We start from the raw sequence: 19146 nt of genomic DNA on the forward strand, positions 1-19146 counted from the left end.
CCAGCACACGTATCGGCACACGTACCAGCGCCGCGCACCCGGATGCATCCGATGACACGGCGAACCGCGTGTACCTCGCGTATCCGGGATGTCTCGGATATCCGGCATATGTACGGGGAATTGATCACGGGGAACGGCGTTCGACGGTGAACGCGCAGCAGTAATCAGGGGGTACAGCATGGCCGCCAGGCCACTCGTCGCGCGGCAGCCCAATGAGCGGCTGCAGGCGCTGATCCAGGAAGCCGCCTGCTCCAACGCGGGACTCGCCCGCCGGGTCAACATGTGCGGTGCGGAGCACGGACTCGACCTGCGCTACGACAAGACCTCCGTGGCCCGGTGGCTGCGCGGCCAGCAGCCGCGCGGCCGCGCACCGGCCGTCATCGCGGAGGCGCTGGGCCGGAAACTGGGGCGTACGGTCACCATCGACGAGATCGGGATGGCCGACGGCAAGAATCTTGCCTCCGGGGTGGGGCTCCAGTTCTCCCCGACCGTCCTCGGGGCGATCGAGCAGGTCTGTGAGCTGTGGCGCAGCGATGTGGGGCGGCGCGACTTCCTCAGCGGCTCCACGGTGGCGGCCTCCGCTCTGGTGGAGCCGAGCCGTGACTGGCTGATCACCGGGGCGGACACCCAGGTGGCGCGGAGCGCCGGGGCACGGGTCGGGACGGCGGACGTCGAAGCGGTACAGGCCACGACCGCGGCGCTCAGCACGCTCGACCACCAGTTCGGCGCCGGGCACGTCCGGCCGGTGGTGGTGCACTACCTGAACAGCGTGGTCTCCGGGCTGCTCGCGGGCTCGTACCGCGAGTCCGTAGGGCGTGAACTCTTCGCCGCCGTCGCCCGGTTGACGGAGCTGGGCGGCTACATGGCCGTCGACACCGGGCAGCCCGGCCTCGCGCAGCGCTACTACATCCAGGCGCTGCGGCTGGCCCAGGCGGCGGGCGACCGCGGCTACGGCGGCTATGTGCTGGCCGCGAGCATGAGCCATCTCGCTGCCTCGCTCGGTAATCCGCGGGAGATCGCCCAGCTCGCGCGGGCCGCACAGGAAGGGGCACGCGGGCAGGTCACCCCGCGGGCGGAGGCGATGTTCTTCGCGGCGGAGGCGCGGGGGCACGCCCTGATGGGCGACGGCCGGGCCTTCCAGACGGTGGCGGGCCGGGCGCTCGCGGCGATGGAGCGCGCCGAGGCCACCAGTGACGCGGGCGACGACCCGGCCTGGATCGGCCACTTCGACCAGGCGTATCTGGCCGATGAACTCGCCCACTGCCACCGGGATCTGGGCCAGCCCGGCCCGGCCGTCCAGCGGGCCCAGGAGGCGTTGGACGGGCACCCCGAGAGCCGGGCCCGGCGCCGCGCCATCGGGCTGGTACTGCTGGCCGGCGCGCAGGTGCAGCAGCGGGAGATCGAGCAGGCCTGCCATACGGGCACCCAGGCCGTGGAGTTGCTCAGCGGGCTGCGCTCGGACCGTGGCGCGGAGTATCTGGAGGACTTCCAGCTGCGCCTCGAGCCGTACCGGGACGAACCGGTCGTACGGGAATTCGGCGCGCGGCTGGACCTGCGGGCCGCGGCGGCCTGACCGGGCGGCGGGGCAACGCGTACGGGCAACGCGCACGGGCAACGGCGTACGGAACGGGGGAGGACGCAAGTGCCGTCGGGCGCTCGGGGCGGGGCGGGTCATCCGGCCCCGCCCGGTGCGTCCAGGGGGCGGGCGGGGCGGTGACCAGGGGCCGTGGTCGAACGTTGCTGCGACCCGGTAGCGTGAGCCGACGGTTTCGTAGGTTGCACGATGGTAGGAGTCCCGGTGACGCAGAGCGGACAGGGGCACGACCCGCAGAATTCTGCGGCCGGCCCCGCGCGAGAGGGCATTGTGCTGCCCGCCAACGGTGAGCCGTGGGTGCCCGACCACCAGGCCGCGCCGTCGGCCGGCCAGCCGTGGGGCCAGCCCTGGGGTCCCGACCAGCAGGCCGGTCAGCCGCCCGCCCAGCAGCAGGGCTACGGGCAGACTCCGGGCTATCCGCAAGCCCCCGGCCAGGACTGGGCGGCATCTCAGCCGCAGGCCCCGGCCCAGCCCGCCGCCCAGCAGGCGCTCCCGCCGCACGGCGAGGCCTTCCCGTCGGCCCAGGGGCAGCCGCCGGTGCCGCCCATGCCGCCGTCGATGCCGCAGCAGCAGGCGCCCGCGCCGCAGCCTCAGAACGCCGCGCTGCCGCCGGAGGGCCGGTCGTACGGAGAGCCGTACGGAGCCGCTCAGCCGCCGGCGTACGGGCAGCCCCAGGCGCCGCAGCAGCCCCAGCCCGACCCGTACGGCCAGCAGGCCCCGCAGTCGCAGCCCCTGCCGGAGCACGAGCCCTACGCATCGCAGCCTCAGGCGCCCCACCCCGAGCCGTACCGCCAGCAGCCCCCGCAGCCCCAGCCGGAGCGGTCCGGCGAGCTGGTGCGCGCGACTCCCCAGGCCGGCGCCCCGCTGCCGCCCACCTCGGGTGACGCCGACGCCACCGCGCTGATATCCCCGATAGCCGACCGGTCGGCCGCGCCGCTGCCGACCGAGACGGCCGGGCAGCCCGAGTCGCCCGGCGAGTCCACCACGATGCTGCGCGTGATCAAGCCGAAGGGCCAGGCCCAGGGCAATCACGCGCAGCCCATGCCGCAGCCCCAGCCGATGCCCGGGGCCGCCCCGGGCAGCGACTCCGAGGCCACTCAGCTGATTCCCCCGGTCGGTGCCGGGGTGCCCGGCCAGCCGCCCGGCGCGCCCTTCGGGGTCCGCCCCGGTGCGCCAGGGGACCGGCCGACCCCTGCCGAGTTCGACGGGCTGTTCCGCGACGGGCCGGGCGCGCCGGGAGCGGCCGGGGCGCCGGACTCCACCGCGCAGCTGCCGCGCTTCGAGGACCCGGGCCGGCCCCCGTACGGCCAGGGCTACGACCAGCAGGGCTATCAGCCGCCGTACGAGGACGACCAGGGCGGGCGCCGCCGCGGTCTGCCCACTGCCGCGATCATCGGCATCGTCGTGGTCGTCCTGGCGGGTGCCGGTCTCGGCGTCGGCTGGCTGCTCAGCGGCGGCAGCGACGACGACGCAAAGAAGAAGGACGCCGGAACCAGCGCCGCCAAGTCGGCCGAGGAGAAGGCCCCGGCGAGCCCGTCCGCCGATCCGGCCGAGGAGCAGGCCAAGGGCCTGGACGCGCTGCTCGGCGACAGCGGCAACACCCGCTCCTCCGTAGGAAGGGCCGTCCAGAACATCAAGTCCTGCGACAGCCTCGGCGTCGCGGCCACGGATCTGCGTGCCGCGGCCAAGCAGCGCAACGACCTGGTGACGCGGCTCAAGCAGCTGCCGGTCGACAAGATCCCGAACCATGGGCAGCTGACCGCCGCGCTGACCAAGGCCTGGCAGTCCTCTGCCGCCGCGGACAACCACTACGCGGTCTGGGCCGGTCAGGTCGCCGGCAAGAAGGGCTGCCACAAGGGCAAGGCGCGCAGCACCAGGCAGACCGCGCAGGCCGGTGCGGCCAGCAATGCGGCAACCACGGCCAAGCAGCAGGCGGCGCAGATCTGGAACCCGCTCGCAACGAAGTACAAGCTGACGAAGCGCCCGCCCACAGCGCTGTAGACAGCGGCCGGGCCGGGCGGCCCACCGCACCTCGCCCGGCCCCGTACGCAGCCCCTGTACGCAGTTCCCGCCCCGTACGCAGCGGGGCCTGCGCTCAGCGGTCCTCGTCCGTCACCCGCCGCTCCAGCGTCTTGGTGACGTTCACGAACCCGTCCTGCGCGGCGACCAACTGCCCGTCGCGCACGACCTGATAGGTCACCATCCCGTTCACCACGCGCGGGTAGTTCTGGACGGTGAGCATGTCGTCCTCGCGCCAGCGCAGCTTCGGGGTCAGGCCGCCGGTGTCGATGGCGCGCTTGCCGTCGTCCAGCGTCTTCTGGAGGGCGCGCGGGGTGATCTCCTCGACGCCCTCGTCGTCGAGCTGCTCGATCAGCGCGCGCAGCACCGTATAGGCGATCCAGGTCGTCTGGACGCCCTGATCGGCGGGGTCGATGCGGTTGTCGCCGAAGGCGAAGTCGTTGAGGACCTTGCGCATTGGCTGCCAGCGGGCATCGCTCGCGACCGGGTACCAGCCGGTGATGTACGCCCCTTCCAGCGGACCCGAGCGGCCGCCCGTACGGTCCACCAGCGCCTGGCCGACGCTGCCCAGGACGGAGGCGATGTGCACCCGTGGGCTGTCCTCCTGGAGCCGCCGGAAGGAGTCGAAGAACGCGTCGGTGTGGTCGCCGAGCGAGGCGGTCACACAGGAGCCGGGCGCGGTGCCGCCGTCCGCGGCCGTGCCGTGGACGGTCGGGTCGGCGCCCACGCCGTCCAGGGCGCGGGTCACCTGGGGCGCGTAGTCGGTGCCGTCCTCGGGCGCCTTGATGTCCTCGGCCGGGCTCCGATGGCCGTTGTGCAGGCCGGAGTTGAGCAGTGAGGGCATCTGGTCGCCCTGGATGGTGTCCGGCCGTACGAGGGCGACGCGCTTGCAGTTGCGCGCCAACTGCCGCCCGTTTCCGGCGAGCAGGGATGCCTGGCCGCCGTTGATCGGGTACGAGAGCGGGCTGGCGAACTCCTCTTCGGAGGCGCCGTAACCGCCGATGAACGGGATTCCCTTGACCTCGAGCGGCGACATGAACGAGCGGCCGTGCTGGCTGTACGAGCCGACGACCGCGACCGCGTTGTGGTCCGCCGCGCGCTGGGCGCACTGGGCGGAGGCCACCGTGTCGTTGTGCTCGTTGCAGGTGAGGACCTTCAGATGGTGGCCGCGGATGCCGCCCCGGGAGTTGACCCACCGGGCGTACGCCTGCGCCATGGCCGGCATACCCGGCATATTGGTCGCCTTGGTGCCCTCGGGCGCCCAGGTCATGACCGTGATCGGCGCCTTCTCCCCGGAGTCCCCCGAGGCCCCGGGGAGAGAGCCGCAGCCCGAGAGCAGCGACGCGATGACCGCCGCACATGCCACCGCCGAGGCGATCGCGACCGCGGGAGCATGGGAGTAGGGGCGGGGGGAGGAGCGTCGCCGTCCGGTCATGACACCGCACCCTTCCGTCCCGCCGACAACGGGTGAGTGACGTCGGGGCAACGGAAAGTGACACAGAGGTGAACTCCGGGGGGCCGCTCGAGATCATTAGGGAGGAACGTACGATCGAATACTGTGCAAGGTTCGGAGAAGTCTTCCCGTCGCGGCCGCCGCTCGACCACCATGGGCGGTATGCCACTCAACGACATGCCGTGGTGGCGCTGGCGCAGCAATGTGCGCTCCGCGCTGCACATGCTTTCCGACCCCGCCTTCCAGCAGGAGACCTGGCTGGCGGGCCGCCCCGGCTACGGGGATGTCACCGACGCCGTCTACCGCCTCGTCGAGGACACCTGGCTGGACAACTGGTCCGCCGACAAATACGTCGGCACGATCTTCCGCGACGCCCAGGAGGCGCAGCTGGTCGATGTCGCCGTGCTGCAGGTGCTGCGGATCATGCACCAGGTCGGTCCGGACGCCCCGGTGGCCGCGTACATCCAGCATCAGGCCTGGCCGGAGGCCCTACGGGCGGCCCGTGAGGCGCACGTACGGCTGGCGACGGCGGACGGCGAGGACCCCGATGTCCCGCCGCGTTCGCTGGAGGTGCTGGCCCTCATGACCGGAGCCATGGACGCCCCGGCCTGAGCATCCCCGCAGGTGTGCGACCCTATGAGGTCATGAGCGAGTCGCAGCCCACCCAGCAGCCCGGCCGGCCCGACCGGGCCGATCAGTACGTCCTCACGCTGTCCTGCCCGGACAAGCAAGGGATCGTGCACGCCGTGTCCAGCTACCTGTTCATCACCGGCTGCAACATCGAGGACAGTCAGCAGTTCGGTGACCACGACACCGGGCTGTTCTTCATGCGGGTCCACTTCGGCGCGGACGCCTCGGTGAGCCTGGAGAAGCTGCGGGCAAGCTTCTCGGCGGTGGGCGACTCCTTCCAGATGGACTGGCAGATTCACCGGGCCGAGGAGAAGATGCGGGTCGTCCTGATGGTGTCCAAGTTCGGGCACTGCCTCAACGACCTGCTCTTCCGCTCCCGGATCGGGGCGCTGCCGGTCGAGATCGCGGCCGTGGTCTCCAACCACACCGACTTCGCCGAGCTGGCCGGCTCGTACGACGTCCCCTTCCACCACATCCCGGTCAGCCGCGACAACAAGGCCGAGGCCGAGGCGCAACTGCTGGAGCTGGTGCGTGCGGAGCGGGTCGAGCTGGTGGTGCTGGCGCGGTACATGCAGGTCCTCTCCGACGACCTGTGCAAGGCGCTGTCCGGCCGGATCATCAACATCCACCACTCCTTCCTCCCGAGCTTCAAGGGCGCCAAGCCCTACCACCAGGCGCACGCGCGCGGGGTGAAGCTCATCGGGGCCACCGCCCACTACGTGACCGCCGATCTCGACGAGGGTCCGATCATCGAGCAGGAGGTCGAGCGGGTCGGGCACAACGTCACGCCCGACCAGCTCGTGGCGATCGGGCGGGACGTGGAGTGCCAGGCGCTGGCGCGGGCCGTGAAGTGGCACAGCGAACACCGGGTGCTGCTGAACGGCAGCCGGACGGTCGTTTTCGCCTGACGCTCACGGGTCGCCCGCCCGCGGTTCACGCCGCTTACGGCCGCCCGGCCGCGGCTCACATCCGGGACAGCGACGCGGTCGCGAAGAGCACATCGCGGATGGCGTCGCGCTCGCCGTGCTGGCCCGCGGCGGCCTCCTCGGGGGAGACATGCCCCGCGGCCAGCTGGCAGAACTCGGCGCTGTCCAGGGCGATGTGCGCGACGGTGTGCTCCTTCGCGCCGACGGCCGCCGGGGAGTCCAGCGGTATGTACCAGTGCCCGCCGCCGCTGCCCTCGACCTCCAGGTGGAGCGTACGGCCCGGAGTGCCCGGCACGACCAGCTTCTGCGGCGGCGAGGCGAGCCCGGCCCGGCGGCGGTGGGCCAGCGTGGTGGGCAGCAGCCGAGTGGCGAGGTCGACCAGCTGGTGGACGTGGGCGGCGGCCGGGGGCTCGTACGGATAGTCCACCGCGTCCGCGATATCGCCGGCGTGCACCCAGCACCCGAAGGCGCGGTCCAGGAACGAATCGCACATCGCGAGCTGCAACTTGCCGTACGGAACGGCGAGTTCGTCGACTCCGCTGCCGGCGAACGAGACGGTCCTTATCAGCGCATAGCTCTGGTCGCGCCACGGCCCATGGGTGGCGAGCCGGCCCGGCTCCTCGCCGACCGCCCGCCAGTAGGCCTCCGTACGGGTCGTCGGCCCAGGGGTGCCCGGCGGGGTGTCGGCGCCGAGCGGATCGGGCAGACCGAGGGCCGTTGCCACCAGGCCGTCGACCATCATCAGATGGCCGATGACCCCGGCGACGGTGGTCTCGCGCTCGACCGCCCGCTCGTGCTCGAACCAGCGCAGCCGCACCGGAGCGCGCCACTCCGCCTCGCCCATGTCCCGCAGCAGCGCATCGAGCTTCGCGGTCTCCGCGTCGTACGGCGTCGCCCACTCCGGCACCGGGATACGGGCCGGGCGGCGGACCAGGCAGCCCTCCAGGACGCGGGAGCGCAGCAGCGGATTGAGGTCGAGGCTGTCGGCGGGATGCAGCAGGCCGACGGCGTCCCGCAGCCGCAGCGCCTCGTCCGCGCAGGAGGCGCAGTCCGTGAGGTGCGTCTCCACGGCGACGGTCTCCTCGGCGCTGCAGACGGCCAGCGCCCAGGCGCCGAGCAGCGACTTGAGGACTCGGTGCGGCGGGGCTGCGGGGGCGGGCAGCGGGTCCGGCTCGGGTGGGGGCTCGGGCGGCAGGTCCCCGGAGCCGGAGTCGTGTCCGGAGCCGGAGCCGGAGCCGGAGCCGGAGCTGGAGTCGCGTCCGGAGCCTGGGCCGGTGGCGTCGGTCATGGGTTCCGGTTCCGGTTTCGCTTCTGGTTCGGGCGCGGGCAGGGCGTCCGGCAGCGGGCCGTGGTCCTCGGCGGCGGCACGCGGAGACGGTATCCGCGGCCGTTCACCGGGCCCGCCCGGCCGGCCGGGGCCCTCCCAATGGTCCGGGCCGCTCACAGCGACCGTCCGTGGCCCGTGCCGGGCGGGGCGTTTCCCGTGCCGGAGTGCGGGCCGGTGTGCTGCGGGGCATGCGGGGAGCGCGGTCCGTGGGGTGCGTGCGGTGACGGGGGCGCGTGGGACGCCGTACGGGAGGCGGCGGGTGCGTTCCGTGCGGGGGACGACCGGGGCGCGGACGGCGGCAGGGCGGGGTGGTTGTGGGCGGTGGACAGCAGCTGGAGCCCCAGGCGGAGCCGGCGGCGGGCCTCGTCCTCGGTGACGCCCAGGTCGGCAGCGGTCTGGCGGTAGTTCCGGCGCTGGAAGTACGCCAGCTCCAGGGCGTCCCGCAGCGGCGCGGGCATGGAGGTGACGATGTAGTCGGCGCGGGCGGCCGTGGAGGCCTCGCGGATCTTCTGCTCCATCTCGGCCGGCGCGGGCGCGTCCGGGCCGCAGTCCTGTGCCGAGGCGGCCTCGGTCTGGCGCAGCCGCTGGACGGCCTGGTGGCGGGTGACCGCGGCGACCCACGAGCGCAGCGAGCCCTGCTTGGGGTCGTAGGAATGGGGGTTTTCCCAGATGTAGCCGAAGACCTCGCGGGTGATGCGGTCGGCGGCGTCCTCGTCGTCCAGGACGCGGTGCGCGAGGCTGTGCACGAGCGAAGCGAAGCGGTCGTAGAGCTCGCCGAGCGCGGCCGCCTCGCCGCGGGCCAGCCGCTGCTGCATCCGCCTGTCCCAGCGCGGGGGTGTGTCGTTTCCCATCGGACCCCTATCCCTGTCCGTCGTCGCCGTGCTCACACCTCTGTCGGTACCGCCTCCGCCGATCTCGCGAGGGGCGCCGTGCCCCGGTTCGTCCCGCGCTCAACGACCGTGCTCCCATCGAATGTAATGCGCGGGTCCGACAACGCACGCTCCTTTGCCGCAAACCACCTTCTTCGATGGATGCGGATGGTAAGGGAGTTGTCACTATGGGGTGGTCTCCCTTGATTGAAGGGGATCGATGTGGAGCGAAAACAATCGCTGTACGGATCAATGCGCATCGTTCCTGCCCGTATCGGCCGATGTGTTACCCGCGTGTGACCGGATGCCGGGGAAAGGGCACCGCCCACTGGGCATAGCCTTGGGCAGGGACTGTCTGTTGTGCCAAGGGTCCGCAAGAGTTTCAGGGGAGAGAGGCCGGGCAGTCGAGCCGGGGAAGGGTGACTTCCGGATAGATCTGGAACGCATCCGGTCCGAAAGCGAGCGAAAGGCTTCGAGCGCGTGTCGTTGAAGGTGGCAGAGGGCGAACAGGGCCGGTGGGCCGTGCTGCAGGTTTCCGGCGAAATGGACCTGGTCACGTCGCCCGCGGTGCGCCAGCATGTGCACGATGCGGTGGCCGAGGGCCGGCGGAGTCTGGTGCTCGATCTCTCCGAGGTCCGGTTCTGTGATTCCAGCGGCGTCGGAGTGCTGATCGCCGCCCGCAGACTGATGCGCTCCTGTCAGGGGCGGCTGCGGCTGATCCTCCCCGCACAGGGCGCCGTCGACGGCTCCCATGTCAATCGCGTGCTGGCCGCGCTGGGTGTCCGCCGCCTCTTCGAGGTCTACCCGGACCTGCACACGGCCGTGGACGAGGCGGCGGCGCCGCTGTCGGCCTGACGGCGGGGCGTCGCCCCGCCGCCGCACACCGACCGGCGGTCACCCCGCCCCGTTGGCCGTCACCCCGTACGGAAACTCCGCCCGCACCACGAACCCCCCATCGGCCGTGTGCCGCGCCTCCAGCGTCCCGCCGAGGCTCTGGGCACGCTCACGCAGCCCCACCAGCCCGTGCCCGCCACCGGGCAGCGCGGGCGCCGTGGCCGTCTCGTCCGGCGGCCCGTTGCGTATCTCGACGCGCAGGCTCTCCCGCTCCCCGCCGCCATCGGCTCCCACCCGGACCCGCACCTGTGCCCCCGGCGCATGCTTGCGCACATTGGTGAGGGCCTCCTGGACCGTGCGGAAGGCCGCCCGCTCCACCGTCTTGGCGCCGCTCGCCCCGGCCACCACACCCCCCTCGTACGTCACATCCAGCGCACTCATCTCGATCAGCCGCGGCAGCTCCTCCAGATCCGGCTGCGGTGCGAGCCCGCGCGCCTCCGCCGCCTCACCGCCGTCCGCCCGCAACACCCCCACCATGTGCCGCAGCTCCTCCAGCGTCCGCACGGACAACTCCCGTATCGTCCGTGCGCCCGCCCGCGCCGCCTCGTCCTCCGTACTCACCTGCACCGCCCCCGCCTGCAGGCTGATCAGGCTCACCTGGTGGGCCACGACATCGTGCATCTCGCGGGCGAGCCGGGCCCGTTCGGTGGTCTTGACCCGGTCCGCGAGCAGCCGGTCCTCGCGGCGCAGGCTGCGGGTCAGGTCCTCGACGCGGACGGCGAGCTCCCGCCGCGTACGGACCAGCAGCCCCATGGCGATCGGTCCGGCAGAGGTGACGCAGGCGTCGATCAGGACCAGGGTGTTCTCCCGGTAGTGCGTCGGCTCGAAGTCCGAGATCGGATACGGGAGGAAATGCGCGGCGATCAGCAGCACCGCACAGACGCCGAGCCGCGCCCGGCCGGGCCGGCGGGCGGCGAGCGTGTACAGGCCGATCATCGGCGCGAACCAGATGTAGCCGATGTAGAGCCCGGGCAGGGTGAACAGATAGACCAGCAGCGGGAAACGCCGACGCAGCAGCAGGGCCGTCGCGGCAACCACCGAGGCGCCCAGCTCCAGGCGGAGTTCGAAGCCGTTGACCAGCACCGAGTCGGCGATGCCCAGGAGGACGGGCACCACCACCGGGGCGAGCCGCCATACCCGCCGCGCCAACGGCCCCTGGGCGAGCGCCCGGCCCCGCGCCGCCGCCCGCGCCCGTACGCCTGCCGCACCCTTCGAGGGACTCACCACGCCCCCCGGGGCACTCACCACGCCCCCCGGGGGTCGCCCGCCACCAGGCCGGCCCGGTCGGCAACTATTGCCGCCTGGATGCGATTGATCCCGCCCAGCTTCCCCAACAGGGCCCGCACATGATCCTTGACCGTGCTGGGCGCCAGCCCCATCCGCTCCGCTATCTGGGCATTGCCCAGCCCCTCGCCCAGCAGCGCCAGCACCTGCGACTCACGCGGGGTGAGCCCGCTGACCGCCCGCGCCGCGGACACCTGGTCCTCGGCCGTCAGATAGCCGCCGATCACCGCCCGCGTCACGCCGGGATCCAGCACGCTCCCGCCCGCCGCCAACGTCCGTACGGCCCGCACCAGCTGCTCCGGATCCGAATCCTTCAGCAGAAACCCGGCCGCCCCTTCCCGCAGCGCCGCGCTCAGATATTCCTGCGCGTCAAAAGTGGTCAGCATCGCCACGGCAGGCGGTTCCGGTCTCGCCCGCAGCCGCCGCAGCACGGTCAGCCCGTCCACGTCCGGCATCCGGATATCGAGCAGCACCACTTCCGCCCCGCTCCGCAGCACGGTGTCCACGGCCTCTGCGCCACCGCAGTCCGCCACCATCTCGATATCCGGCGCGGTCCCCAGAATCATCCGCAACCCGGACCTGACGAGCCGCTCGTCGTCCACCACAGCGACACGGATCACCGGCCGCCCCTTTCTCCTTCGCACCCATCCGAGCTCACGGAACCACCCGGCGCTGCGCGACTCCGTACCCCTGTCACCCGCACCCGCCCCGCGACGGACCCGCACCCCCGCCGCTCGGCGGGGGTGATCCCGCGACCTGGGAAGGATGCCGTGGGGAGGCCCCCACGGGCAGACTTGTTCACATGCTGCACCACTGAAGAGGCCACAAGCCCAGGAGGCGTTGCAGTTCACATCGGCGGCCGTCGCGACCCCCACACGCGGCGGCCGCCGTTGGCGTGCGGGGGCGGTTCGGAGGGGGATCTCCCCCGCACCGCCGACCAGGGCCCGTCCCTCAGGCCGTCCGCTCCCACCGGAACGACCAGAGACGGTTGTTGGACGGCGGTAAGGGATCCGGGCGGGGCATGGGCGGATCTTTGATGATGCGGCCCGTGGTGGTCAATACATCCGGCCGGCCCGTGCCACCGGCGCCAGGAGCGTCACTCGGAGGTCGGGAGCCGCGGCCCCAGCGGGGTCCGCACCCCGTCGTACGGACCGAACCCCCGCCCCGTGGCCAGCACCACCACCGACGTCATCGCCGCCAGCGCATACGCCGTCGTCGCCATGGACAGCGCCCCCTCCGACGTCTGGGAGGAGAGGTTGAAGAAGTCCGTGACGGCCAGCCACACCACGGTTCGTACGGTGAGATACAGCTCCACGGCCGCGAAGGCGAGCAGCGCGCCCCGGATGTCGCGGCGCCCCCGGAAGGCGATCACGCCGAGGACCAGGAAGGCGAGGATCGAGACGACCGTGGTGAACTCGCCGGTGGCCGAAAGGTCCAGGGTGCCGGGGATCGAGCCGTCGACCACGCCGCGCAGGTAGCTGTCGGTGCTCATGCCGCTGGAGGTCAGGTTCCGTACGGTCCAGCCGATCCGGACCACGGCCGTGATCAGGAACAGGACGCCGCAGATACGGGACAGGCGGCGCCAGCGGGCTTCGGGGCTGTCGGGAGTGCGCCCGGCGGGTGGCGGGAGGGGCCGGCCGCCCCGCTGTTCCGTGGCCGGGAACAGCACGGTCAGGACGACCAGCGCGGTCAGCAGGCAGAGCCCGCGGGTCGCCAGGGCCCAGCTCCCCAGCGGGTCGTTGCTGTACTGGTCGCGGTAGGCGGCGTGGAGCAGGCCGATGCCTTCGCGGAGGGAGACGGCCAGGAGGAGGAAGGCGCAGAGGAGTGCGGCGCTGCGGGCCACCCGGCGTTGCGCCAGCGACAGGCCCGCGACGGTCAGGAAGGCGACCGTGAAGGACCATTCGTACGGGCCGAGCACCTCGGCCGTGGCGGGGGAGGCGCCCGGGTTGAACAGACCCTCGACGAAGTCCCAGGCGGTGCCGCTGCTCTGGGTGATGCCGTAGACGGTCCAGGCGAGCAGCGCGCCGCCGTACAGTCCCAGGCACAGGCCGGTCGCCAGATACGCGCCGCTGTGTTCCGGGGCGGCCCGGGCCGGGTCGGGGCCCGGACGGACATCCACCGTTCCGCCGTCCTGCATCACCATGGCCGACCCCCGTTCCACCGCACCAGTCGCTGCACCGGCCACCGTTCCCGTACGGCGGCCTCACTGGCCTCACTGTGTCAAGGACGGCCGGAGGGGCGGTGGAGGTTCCCTCCCGTGTGTCGTGGTCTGCGGTTTCCGCACACGCGCGCGCGGCGCCGTGGCCGCGATGAAGTCGCGGACGCCCGGCCGGACATCACCTGCTCGGCGCGGACGGGCAGCTCCGCATCGTCGCTCACCATCTGTGCCCGGAACATGGCCTCTTGGGCCGCATAGCGCGACTTGTACGTCTGGTCGCGCGGGGCGGGGAGTCCTCGTCCAGCAGGGTGCCATGACGGCTGCGATGCCTGCCACACCTGCCTCCGTGATGGCAGTGGATCACCATGCTCCCAGGTCAGTGGCGATTCCCGCCGAGCAGCGGCCAGCGAAGGGGTGCCGCCCCCGCAAGGCCCATGGCGGTGCGGCAAGATGGCCCCATGGGCATCTTCGGGGGCGAGGGCCGGCTCGTGGGCGGCCGGTATCGCTTGGACATACGGCTGGGCCGCGGCGGAATGGGGACGGTCTGGCGGGCCACCGATGAGCTGTTGGGCCGCCAAGTCGCCGTAAAAGAACTGCACTTGGACGAAGCCACGGCCGAGCCCGAGGCACGGGTGCAGCGTGAGCGGGCGATGCGGGAGGCGCGGACGGTCGCCCAGGTCAAGCATCCGAATGTGATCGTCGTGCACGACGTGGTCGAGCAGGACGGCCGGCCGTGGATCGTGATGGAGCTGGTGGACGGCCCGTCGCTGGCCGACCGGCTCTACAGCGGCGGGCCGCTCGCCCCGCGCGAGACGGCCCGGATCGGGGTGGCGCTGCTGGGCGCGCTGCGGGCCGCGCACGCCCGCGGGGTGCTGCACCGTGACATCAAGCCCGCCAATGTGCTGATGGAGTCGGGTACGAACCGGGTGGTGCTCACCGACTTCGGGATCGCCCAGGTCCCGGGGGCGACGACGCTGACCGAGACCGGCGGGTTCGTCGGCTCGCCCGAGTACACCGCGCCGGAGCGGATGGCCGGCCGCGGCACCGGGCCCGAGGCGGACCTGTGGTCGCTCGGGGTGCTGATGTGCGCCACGCTCAGCGGGGAAACGCCGTTCCGCCGGGACTCGATCGGCGGCGTTCTGCATGCCGTCGTGTACGACGAGATCGAGATCCCGGAGGCGGCCCGGCCGCTGCGGGCCGTCATCGAGGGACTGCTGGAGCGCGACCCCGAGCGCCGGCTGGACATCGACGAGACGGAGCGGCTGCTGCGGGGGTATGCGCGGACGGGGCGGGCCCCGGAGCGCCGGCCGGGCGGGCGCGCGGGCCACGGCCGGTCCGCGCCCGCGGGATTCGGCGAGGCGGCCACGGCCCCTGCCGGCACCCGGCCCCCCGGCGCCGACGCCCACGATCCCTTCTACGACGGCCACAGCGACGGCCTCCCCGGCGAGCACCTGCCCAGTGACGACCTGGACGCCCTCGGCCGCTCGTCCCCCGGCAGCACCCCCGTCGCCCCCACCGGCTTCTCCGACCCCCGTACGCCCGCCGACCCCGCCCCCGGCCATCCCCGTACCGGCGGCCGCACCCCCGGCGCCTCCCACCCCGGCGCGCTCGACGGCCGGGCGCCGGCCGCCTCGGCCCGCCCGCGCACCGGCCGCACCGTCCTGCTCGTCGCCCTCGCGGTGGTCGTCCTCTGTGGCGCGGGGGCGGGCATCACGGCCCTGGTCATGAACCAGAACGGCGACCAGGGCAACCAGGGCAAGGGCGGCGCCAAGCCCGGCACGTCCCAGCAGGCCTCCCACCACACCCCGCGGCCGGGGCCGACGGTGAAGGACGCCACCGGGTCCTCCCGGCCCGCCAGGCCCGGTGCGACCGTCACGGGCACCTCGAAGCCCTCCGGGGGCAACGCCCCCAAGGTCCCCACCGGTTACCGCCTCGTCCGCGACCCGGCCGGCTTTGCGCTCGCCGTGCCCGACGGCTTCACGCGCTCGTACGAGAACGACCGGGTCTACTACTACTCGCAGGGCAAGCGGTTCCGGATCGGCGTCCAGCTGCAGAAGCAGGTGCCCGAGGGGCCGATCGGGGCGATGCGGACGGCCCACGCGAACGGGCCCCGCAACTACGCGGGCTACAGCCAGGGCCAGGTCACCGAGACCACGCACAACAGACTCCAGGCGGGGCTCTGGGAGTTCGCGTGGAACGGCAAGAGCCAGGACGCCGGGCCGCGGTACACCTACGACCTGAGCTGGGACGAGGGCGGGAAGATGATCGATGTCTGGATCTCGTCGCCGCTCGGATCGCGCACCGAGGCCAAGCGCCACTTCGACACCGCGCTGGACGCCTTCCGGCTCACCGGCTGACCCCCCTCGGCATCCGGGGCGTCGTCGCTGACCAGACCCTTTACGGCCAGCAATCACTGGCGTGATTGTGGGCGCCGCGTGAAAACTCATTACTGCCGGGTACACAAAGTGCCCGGGGAGGAATACGCTCGCCCGCATGACGGACTCGCAGGACACCAAGGACGCCCTTCAGGACACTGCAGCGACGCCCGCCGGGAACCCCGTGGCCCCCTCCGCCGCCGGCACCCGCACCGCCGCCGATGTGGTCACCCCGGAGGTGGTCGCCCGCCTGACCCGCGGAGTGGTCGGCACCAGCAAGACCGCGAACCACACGCCGTTCACCGGCGAGAAGCTCGCGGACCTGCCCGAGTCCACCCCCGAGGACGTCGCCACCGCCTTCGAGCGCGCCCGCGCCGCCCAGGCGAGCTGGGCCAAGGTCCCCGTCCGGCAGCGCGCCGCCGTCCTGCTCCGCTTCCATGATCTCGTCCTCCAGCGCCAGGCCGAGGTCCTCGACCTCATCCAGCTGGAGACCGGCAAGGCCCGGCTGCACGCCCACGAAGAGGTGCAGGCGGTCGCCGTCGCCGCCCGGCACTACGGCCGCAAGGCGCCCTCGTACCTGCGGCCCAAGGGCCACACCGGTGTCGTACCGACCCTCACCAAGGTCACCGAGCTCCGCCAGCCCCGCGGCGTGGTGGGTCAGATAGCCCCCTGGAACTACCCCTTCGAGCTCTCCGTCGGCGACGCCCTCCCCGCCTTCGTCGCGGGCAACGCCGTCGTCATGAAGCCCGACACCGAGACCGCGCTGACCGCCCTGTGGGCGCGCGAGCAGCTCATCGAGGCCGGACTGCCGCCGGAGGTGTGGCAGGTCGTCCTCGGTGACGGCCCGGTCGTCGGCCCCGAGGTCGTCCGGCACGCCGACTATGTCTCGTTCACCGGCTCCACCCGTACGGGCCGCGAGGTCGCCCAGGGCGCCGCGGCCCGTCTGGTGGGCTGCTCCCTCGAACTGGGCGGCAAGAACGCCATGTTGGTGCTGCACGACGCCGACGTGGAAAAGGCCGCCGCCGGGGCGGTCCGCGGCTGCTTCTCCTCTGCCGGCCAGCTGTGCATCTCCATCGAGCGGCTCTACGTCCACGAGTCCATCGCCGACGACTTCGTCCAGCGCTTCGCCGCCCGTACGAAGGCCATGCGCCTGGGCAACGCCCTCGCCTACGGGGCCGACATGGGCTCCCTGGTGGGCGAGCGGCAGCTGGAGACCGTCACCCGGCATGTCGAGGAGGCCGTCGCCAAGGGCGCCAAGCTCGTCGCCGGCGGCAAGCCGCGCCCCGACATCGGCCCCCTCTTCTACGAGCCCACCATCCTGGACGGCGTCGAGGCCCCGATGGCCGTCTGCGCCGAGGAGACCTTCGGCCCGGTCGTCTCGATCTACCGCTTCAGCGACGAGGACGAGGCGGTCGCCCTGGCCAACGCCACGCCGTACGGCCTGAATTCCAGCGTCTGGACCAAGGACGGGCGGCGGGGGCGGGCGGTCGCCGCGCGGCTGCGCACCGGCACCGTCAACGTCAACGAGTCGTACGCGGCGGGCTACGGCAGCGTGCAGTCCCCGATGGGCGGCATGGGCGACTCCGGGCTCGGCCGCCGGCACGGCTCCGAGGGCATCCTCAAGTACACCGAGGCGCAGACCGTCGCCCACCAGCGGATCATGCCGCTCGCGCCGTCCTTCGGCATGACCGACGAGAAGTACGCACAGTTCATGACCCTCAGCCTGCGCGCGATGAAGGCGTTCCGACTCCGGTAACAAAAACCCCAGGAGAGCCAGTGCCCCAGGAGAACTCTGCCCAGAACCAGGACGACGGCGGCGAGTACGGCGGTTACGACTACGACGTCCTCGTTGTCGGCTCCGGATTCGGCGGGTCCGTCTCCGCGCTCCGCCTGACCGAGAAGGGCTACCGCGTCGGCGTCCTCGAGGCGGGCCGGCGCTTCACCCGCGAGACGCTCCCGAAGAACTCCTGGGACCTGAAGAACTACCTCTGGGCCCCGGCGCTCGGCCTCTACGGCATCCAGCGCATCCACCTCCTCGGCAAGGTGATGGTCCTGGCGGGCGCCGGCGTCGGCGGCGGTTCGCTGAACTACGCCAACACCCTCTATGTGCCGCCGCAGCCGTTCTTCGACGATCCGCAGTGGAAGAACATCACCGACTGGCAGGCGGAGCTCAAGCCGTACTACGACCAGGCCCAGCGGATGCTCGGTGTGCGGCTCAACCCGACGATGACGCCGTCCGACGTCCATCTGAAGGCCACCGCGCAGGCCATGGGCGTCGGCGACTCCTTCCACATGGCGCCGGTCGGGGTGTTCTTCGGGGACGGCGATGATGCGGACGGGACCTCGAAGGCCGCGCCGGGCGGAGAGGCGGCCGACCCGTACTTCGGCGGCGCGGGCCCTTCCCGCAAGGCCTGCACCGAGTGCGGTGAGTGCATGACCGGCTGCCGGCACGGCGCCAAGAACACCCTCAACGAGAACTATCTGCATCTCGCGGAGCGGGCCGGCGCGGTCATCCACCCCATGACCTCCGTCGTCACCGTCACCGAGGACTCGCGCGGCGGCTTCGCCGTCGGGACGCTGCCCACCGACAACAAGAAGAAGGGTGCGGGCCGGACGTTCACGGCCCGCCGTGTGATCATCGCGGCCGGTACGTACGGTACGCAGACCCTGCTGCACCGCATGAAGGACTGCGGGTTGCTCCCGCACGTCTCCGGCCGTCTCGGCTCGCTGACCCGTACCAACTCCGAGGCCCTGGTGGGCGCGCAGACCGACAACCGGCGCTACCGCACGGCGCACGGCGCGACGAAGGCCGACTTCACCAAGGGAGTGGCGATCACCTCGTCGATCCACCCCAACGAGAACACCCATATCGAGCCGGTCCGCTACGGCAAGGGCTCCAACGCGATGGGCGGCCTGACGATCCTCCAGGTGCCCTACCGCCCCACCGGGCGCGTGGCGGGCTGGCTGGGCAATGTCGTCCGCCACCCCTGGCTCGCCCTCCGCTCCCTCTCCAACCGCCGCTGGTCGGAGCGCACCATCATCGGCCTGGTGATGCAGTCGCTCGACAACTCCCTGACGACCTACCGCAAACCGGACGGCATAGGAAAGGGCCTGCTCACCGCGCGCCAGGGCCACGGCGCCCCGAACCCCAACCAGATCCCCGAGGCGACCGAAGCGGCCACCCTCCTCGCGCAGGAGATCAACGGCTTCGCGGGCAGCAATGTCGGCGAGCTGATGGGTACGCCGCTCACCGCGCACTTCCTGGGCGGCTGCCCGATCGGGGAGGACGCGGACCACGGCGTCATCGACCCCTACCACCGGCTCTACGGCCACCCGGGCATCTCGGTGGTCGACGGCGCCGCGGTCACCGCGAACCTGGGGGTCAATCCGTCCCTGACGATCACGGCACAGGCCGAGCGAGCCATGTCCCTGTGGCCGAACAAGGGTGAGCCGGACCCGCGCCCCGCCCCCGGCCGACGCTACGAGCGGCTGGCACCGGTCGCGCCGGTGCGGCCCGCTGTCCCAAAGAAGGCGTTCGGCGCGCTGAACCTGCCGTTCGTGCCCGTCCCGACGGTGCCGCCGAAGAAGGAGAACTCCCGCTCCTCCACGTGACGAAG

Annotated in this window: 13 protein-coding genes and 1 pseudogene; 8 read left to right on the forward strand and 6 right to left on the reverse strand. The window is 72.3% G+C overall.

The genetic code is table 11. The features are described from left to right. The first annotated feature begins 178 nt into the window (after positions 1–178). Together AB0D04_RS12420 and AB0D04_RS12425 are read left to right on the forward strand one after the other, a co-directional pair. On the forward strand, positions 179–1573 hold the full coding sequence (locus AB0D04_RS12420; protein WP_362702201.1) for a transcriptional regulator: 1395 nt from the start codon (positions 179–181) through the stop codon (positions 1571–1573). Positions 1574–1798: 225 nt separating this feature from the next. Beyond that, positions 1799–3595, forward strand: a complete 1797-nt coding sequence (locus tag AB0D04_RS12425; RefSeq protein WP_362702203.1) for a hypothetical protein — start codon at positions 1799–1801, stop codon at positions 3593–3595. 94 nt (positions 3596–3689) lie between these two features. On the opposite strand, the gene AB0D04_RS12430 is transcribed toward AB0D04_RS12425, so the two are convergent. Further along, the gene (locus tag AB0D04_RS12430) at positions 3690–5048 is read right to left on the reverse strand and encodes an ABC transporter substrate-binding protein (protein ID WP_362702205.1); all 1359 of its coding nucleotides are present in this window, start codon (positions 5046–5048) and stop codon (positions 3690–3692) included. Between the two features lie 171 nt (positions 5049–5219). Here AB0D04_RS12430 and AB0D04_RS12435 point away from each other — a divergent pair, with 171 nt between their 5' ends. Then, a complete protein-coding gene (locus AB0D04_RS12435; protein ID WP_362702320.1) occupies positions 5220–5678 on the forward strand; it encodes a hypothetical protein in 459 nt (152 codons plus the stop codon). A gap of 32 nt (positions 5679–5710) precedes the next feature. Beyond that, complete coding sequence (purU, locus tag AB0D04_RS12440) at positions 5711–6604, forward strand: formyltetrahydrofolate deformylase (RefSeq protein ID WP_362702207.1); 894 nt, start codon at positions 5711–5713, stop codon at positions 6602–6604. A 55-nt stretch (positions 6605–6659) separates the two neighbouring features. Here the strand turns inward: purU and AB0D04_RS12445 are convergent, their stop codons facing one another. Together AB0D04_RS12445 and AB0D04_RS12450 are read right to left on the reverse strand one after the other, a co-directional pair. Then, on the reverse strand, positions 6660–8066 hold the full coding sequence (locus AB0D04_RS12445; RefSeq protein ID WP_362702209.1) for an MDMPI N domain containing protein: 1407 nt from the start codon (positions 8064–8066) through the stop codon (positions 6660–6662). Positions 8067–8263: 197 nt separating this feature from the next. Next, positions 8264–8800: pseudogene (locus AB0D04_RS12450) on the reverse strand (sigma-70 family RNA polymerase sigma factor); the annotation flags it as partial. Positions 8801–9298: 498 nt separating this feature from the next. On the opposite strand from AB0D04_RS12450, the gene AB0D04_RS12455 reads away from it, so the two are divergent. Next, positions 9299–9673, forward strand: a complete 375-nt coding sequence (locus AB0D04_RS12455; RefSeq protein ID WP_362702211.1) for an STAS domain-containing protein — start codon at positions 9299–9301, stop codon at positions 9671–9673. A 39-nt stretch (positions 9674–9712) separates the two neighbouring features. Here the strand turns inward: AB0D04_RS12455 and AB0D04_RS12460 are convergent, their stop codons facing one another. From AB0D04_RS12460 to AB0D04_RS12470, 3 genes are all read right to left on the reverse strand, one after another. After that, a complete protein-coding gene (locus AB0D04_RS12460) occupies positions 9713–10861 on the reverse strand; it encodes a histidine kinase (RefSeq protein ID WP_362702322.1) in 1149 nt (382 codons plus the stop codon). Between the two features lie 92 nt (positions 10862–10953). Continuing rightward, a complete protein-coding gene (locus AB0D04_RS12465; protein ID WP_362702213.1) occupies positions 10954–11616 on the reverse strand; it encodes a response regulator transcription factor in 663 nt (220 codons plus the stop codon). A 476-nt stretch (positions 11617–12092) separates the two neighbouring features. Then, positions 12093–13139 (reverse strand): hypothetical protein, encoded by a 1047-nt coding sequence (locus AB0D04_RS12470; RefSeq protein WP_362702215.1) that lies wholly within the window; start codon positions 13137–13139, stop codon positions 12093–12095. Positions 13140–13612: 473 nt separating this feature from the next. On the opposite strand from AB0D04_RS12470, the gene AB0D04_RS12475 reads away from it, so the two are divergent. The 3 genes from AB0D04_RS12475 (at position 13613) to AB0D04_RS12485 (ending at position 19141) form a co-directional block, all read left to right on the forward strand. Further along, positions 13613–15511, forward strand: coding sequence for a protein kinase (locus tag AB0D04_RS12475; protein WP_362702216.1), 1899 nt, complete (start codon positions 13613–13615; stop codon positions 15509–15511). Between the two features lie 136 nt (positions 15512–15647). Continuing rightward, positions 15648–17285 (forward strand): succinic semialdehyde dehydrogenase, encoded by a 1638-nt coding sequence (locus tag AB0D04_RS12480; protein WP_362702218.1) that lies wholly within the window; start codon positions 15648–15650, stop codon positions 17283–17285. Between the two features lie 20 nt (positions 17286–17305). Then, on the forward strand, positions 17306–19141 hold the full coding sequence (locus AB0D04_RS12485) for a GMC family oxidoreductase (protein ID WP_362702220.1): 1836 nt from the start codon (positions 17306–17308) through the stop codon (positions 19139–19141). The last annotated feature ends 5 nt before the right edge of the window (positions 19142–19146 follow it).

Origin of the sequence: Streptomyces sp. NPDC048483, from assembly GCF_040651455.1 — a bacterium.
GTDB lineage: Bacteria > Actinomycetota > Actinomycetes > Streptomycetales > Streptomycetaceae > Streptomyces.

Excerpts from the sequence above, each read along its gene's own strand:
- AB0D04_RS12420 (WP_362702201.1), top strand. The coding sequence starts at position 179 with ATGGCCGCCAGGCCACTCGTCGCGCGGCAGCCCAATGAGCGGCTGCAG.
- AB0D04_RS12470 (WP_362702215.1), bottom strand. The coding sequence starts at position 13,139 with ATGGTGATGCAGGACGGCGGAACGGTGGATGTCCGTCCGGGCCCCGAC.
- AB0D04_RS12430 (WP_362702205.1), bottom strand. The coding sequence starts at position 5,048 with ATGACCGGACGGCGACGCTCCTCCCCCCGCCCCTACTCCCATGCTCCC.
- purU (WP_362702207.1), top strand. The coding sequence starts at position 5,711 with ATGAGCGAGTCGCAGCCCACCCAGCAGCCCGGCCGGCCCGACCGGGCC.
- AB0D04_RS12480 (WP_362702218.1), top strand. The coding sequence starts at position 15,648 with ATGACGGACTCGCAGGACACCAAGGACGCCCTTCAGGACACTGCAGCG.
- AB0D04_RS12475 (WP_362702216.1), top strand. The coding sequence starts at position 13,613 with ATGGGCATCTTCGGGGGCGAGGGCCGGCTCGTGGGCGGCCGGTATCGC.
- AB0D04_RS12435 (WP_362702320.1), top strand. The coding sequence starts at position 5,220 with ATGGGCGGTATGCCACTCAACGACATGCCGTGGTGGCGCTGGCGCAGC.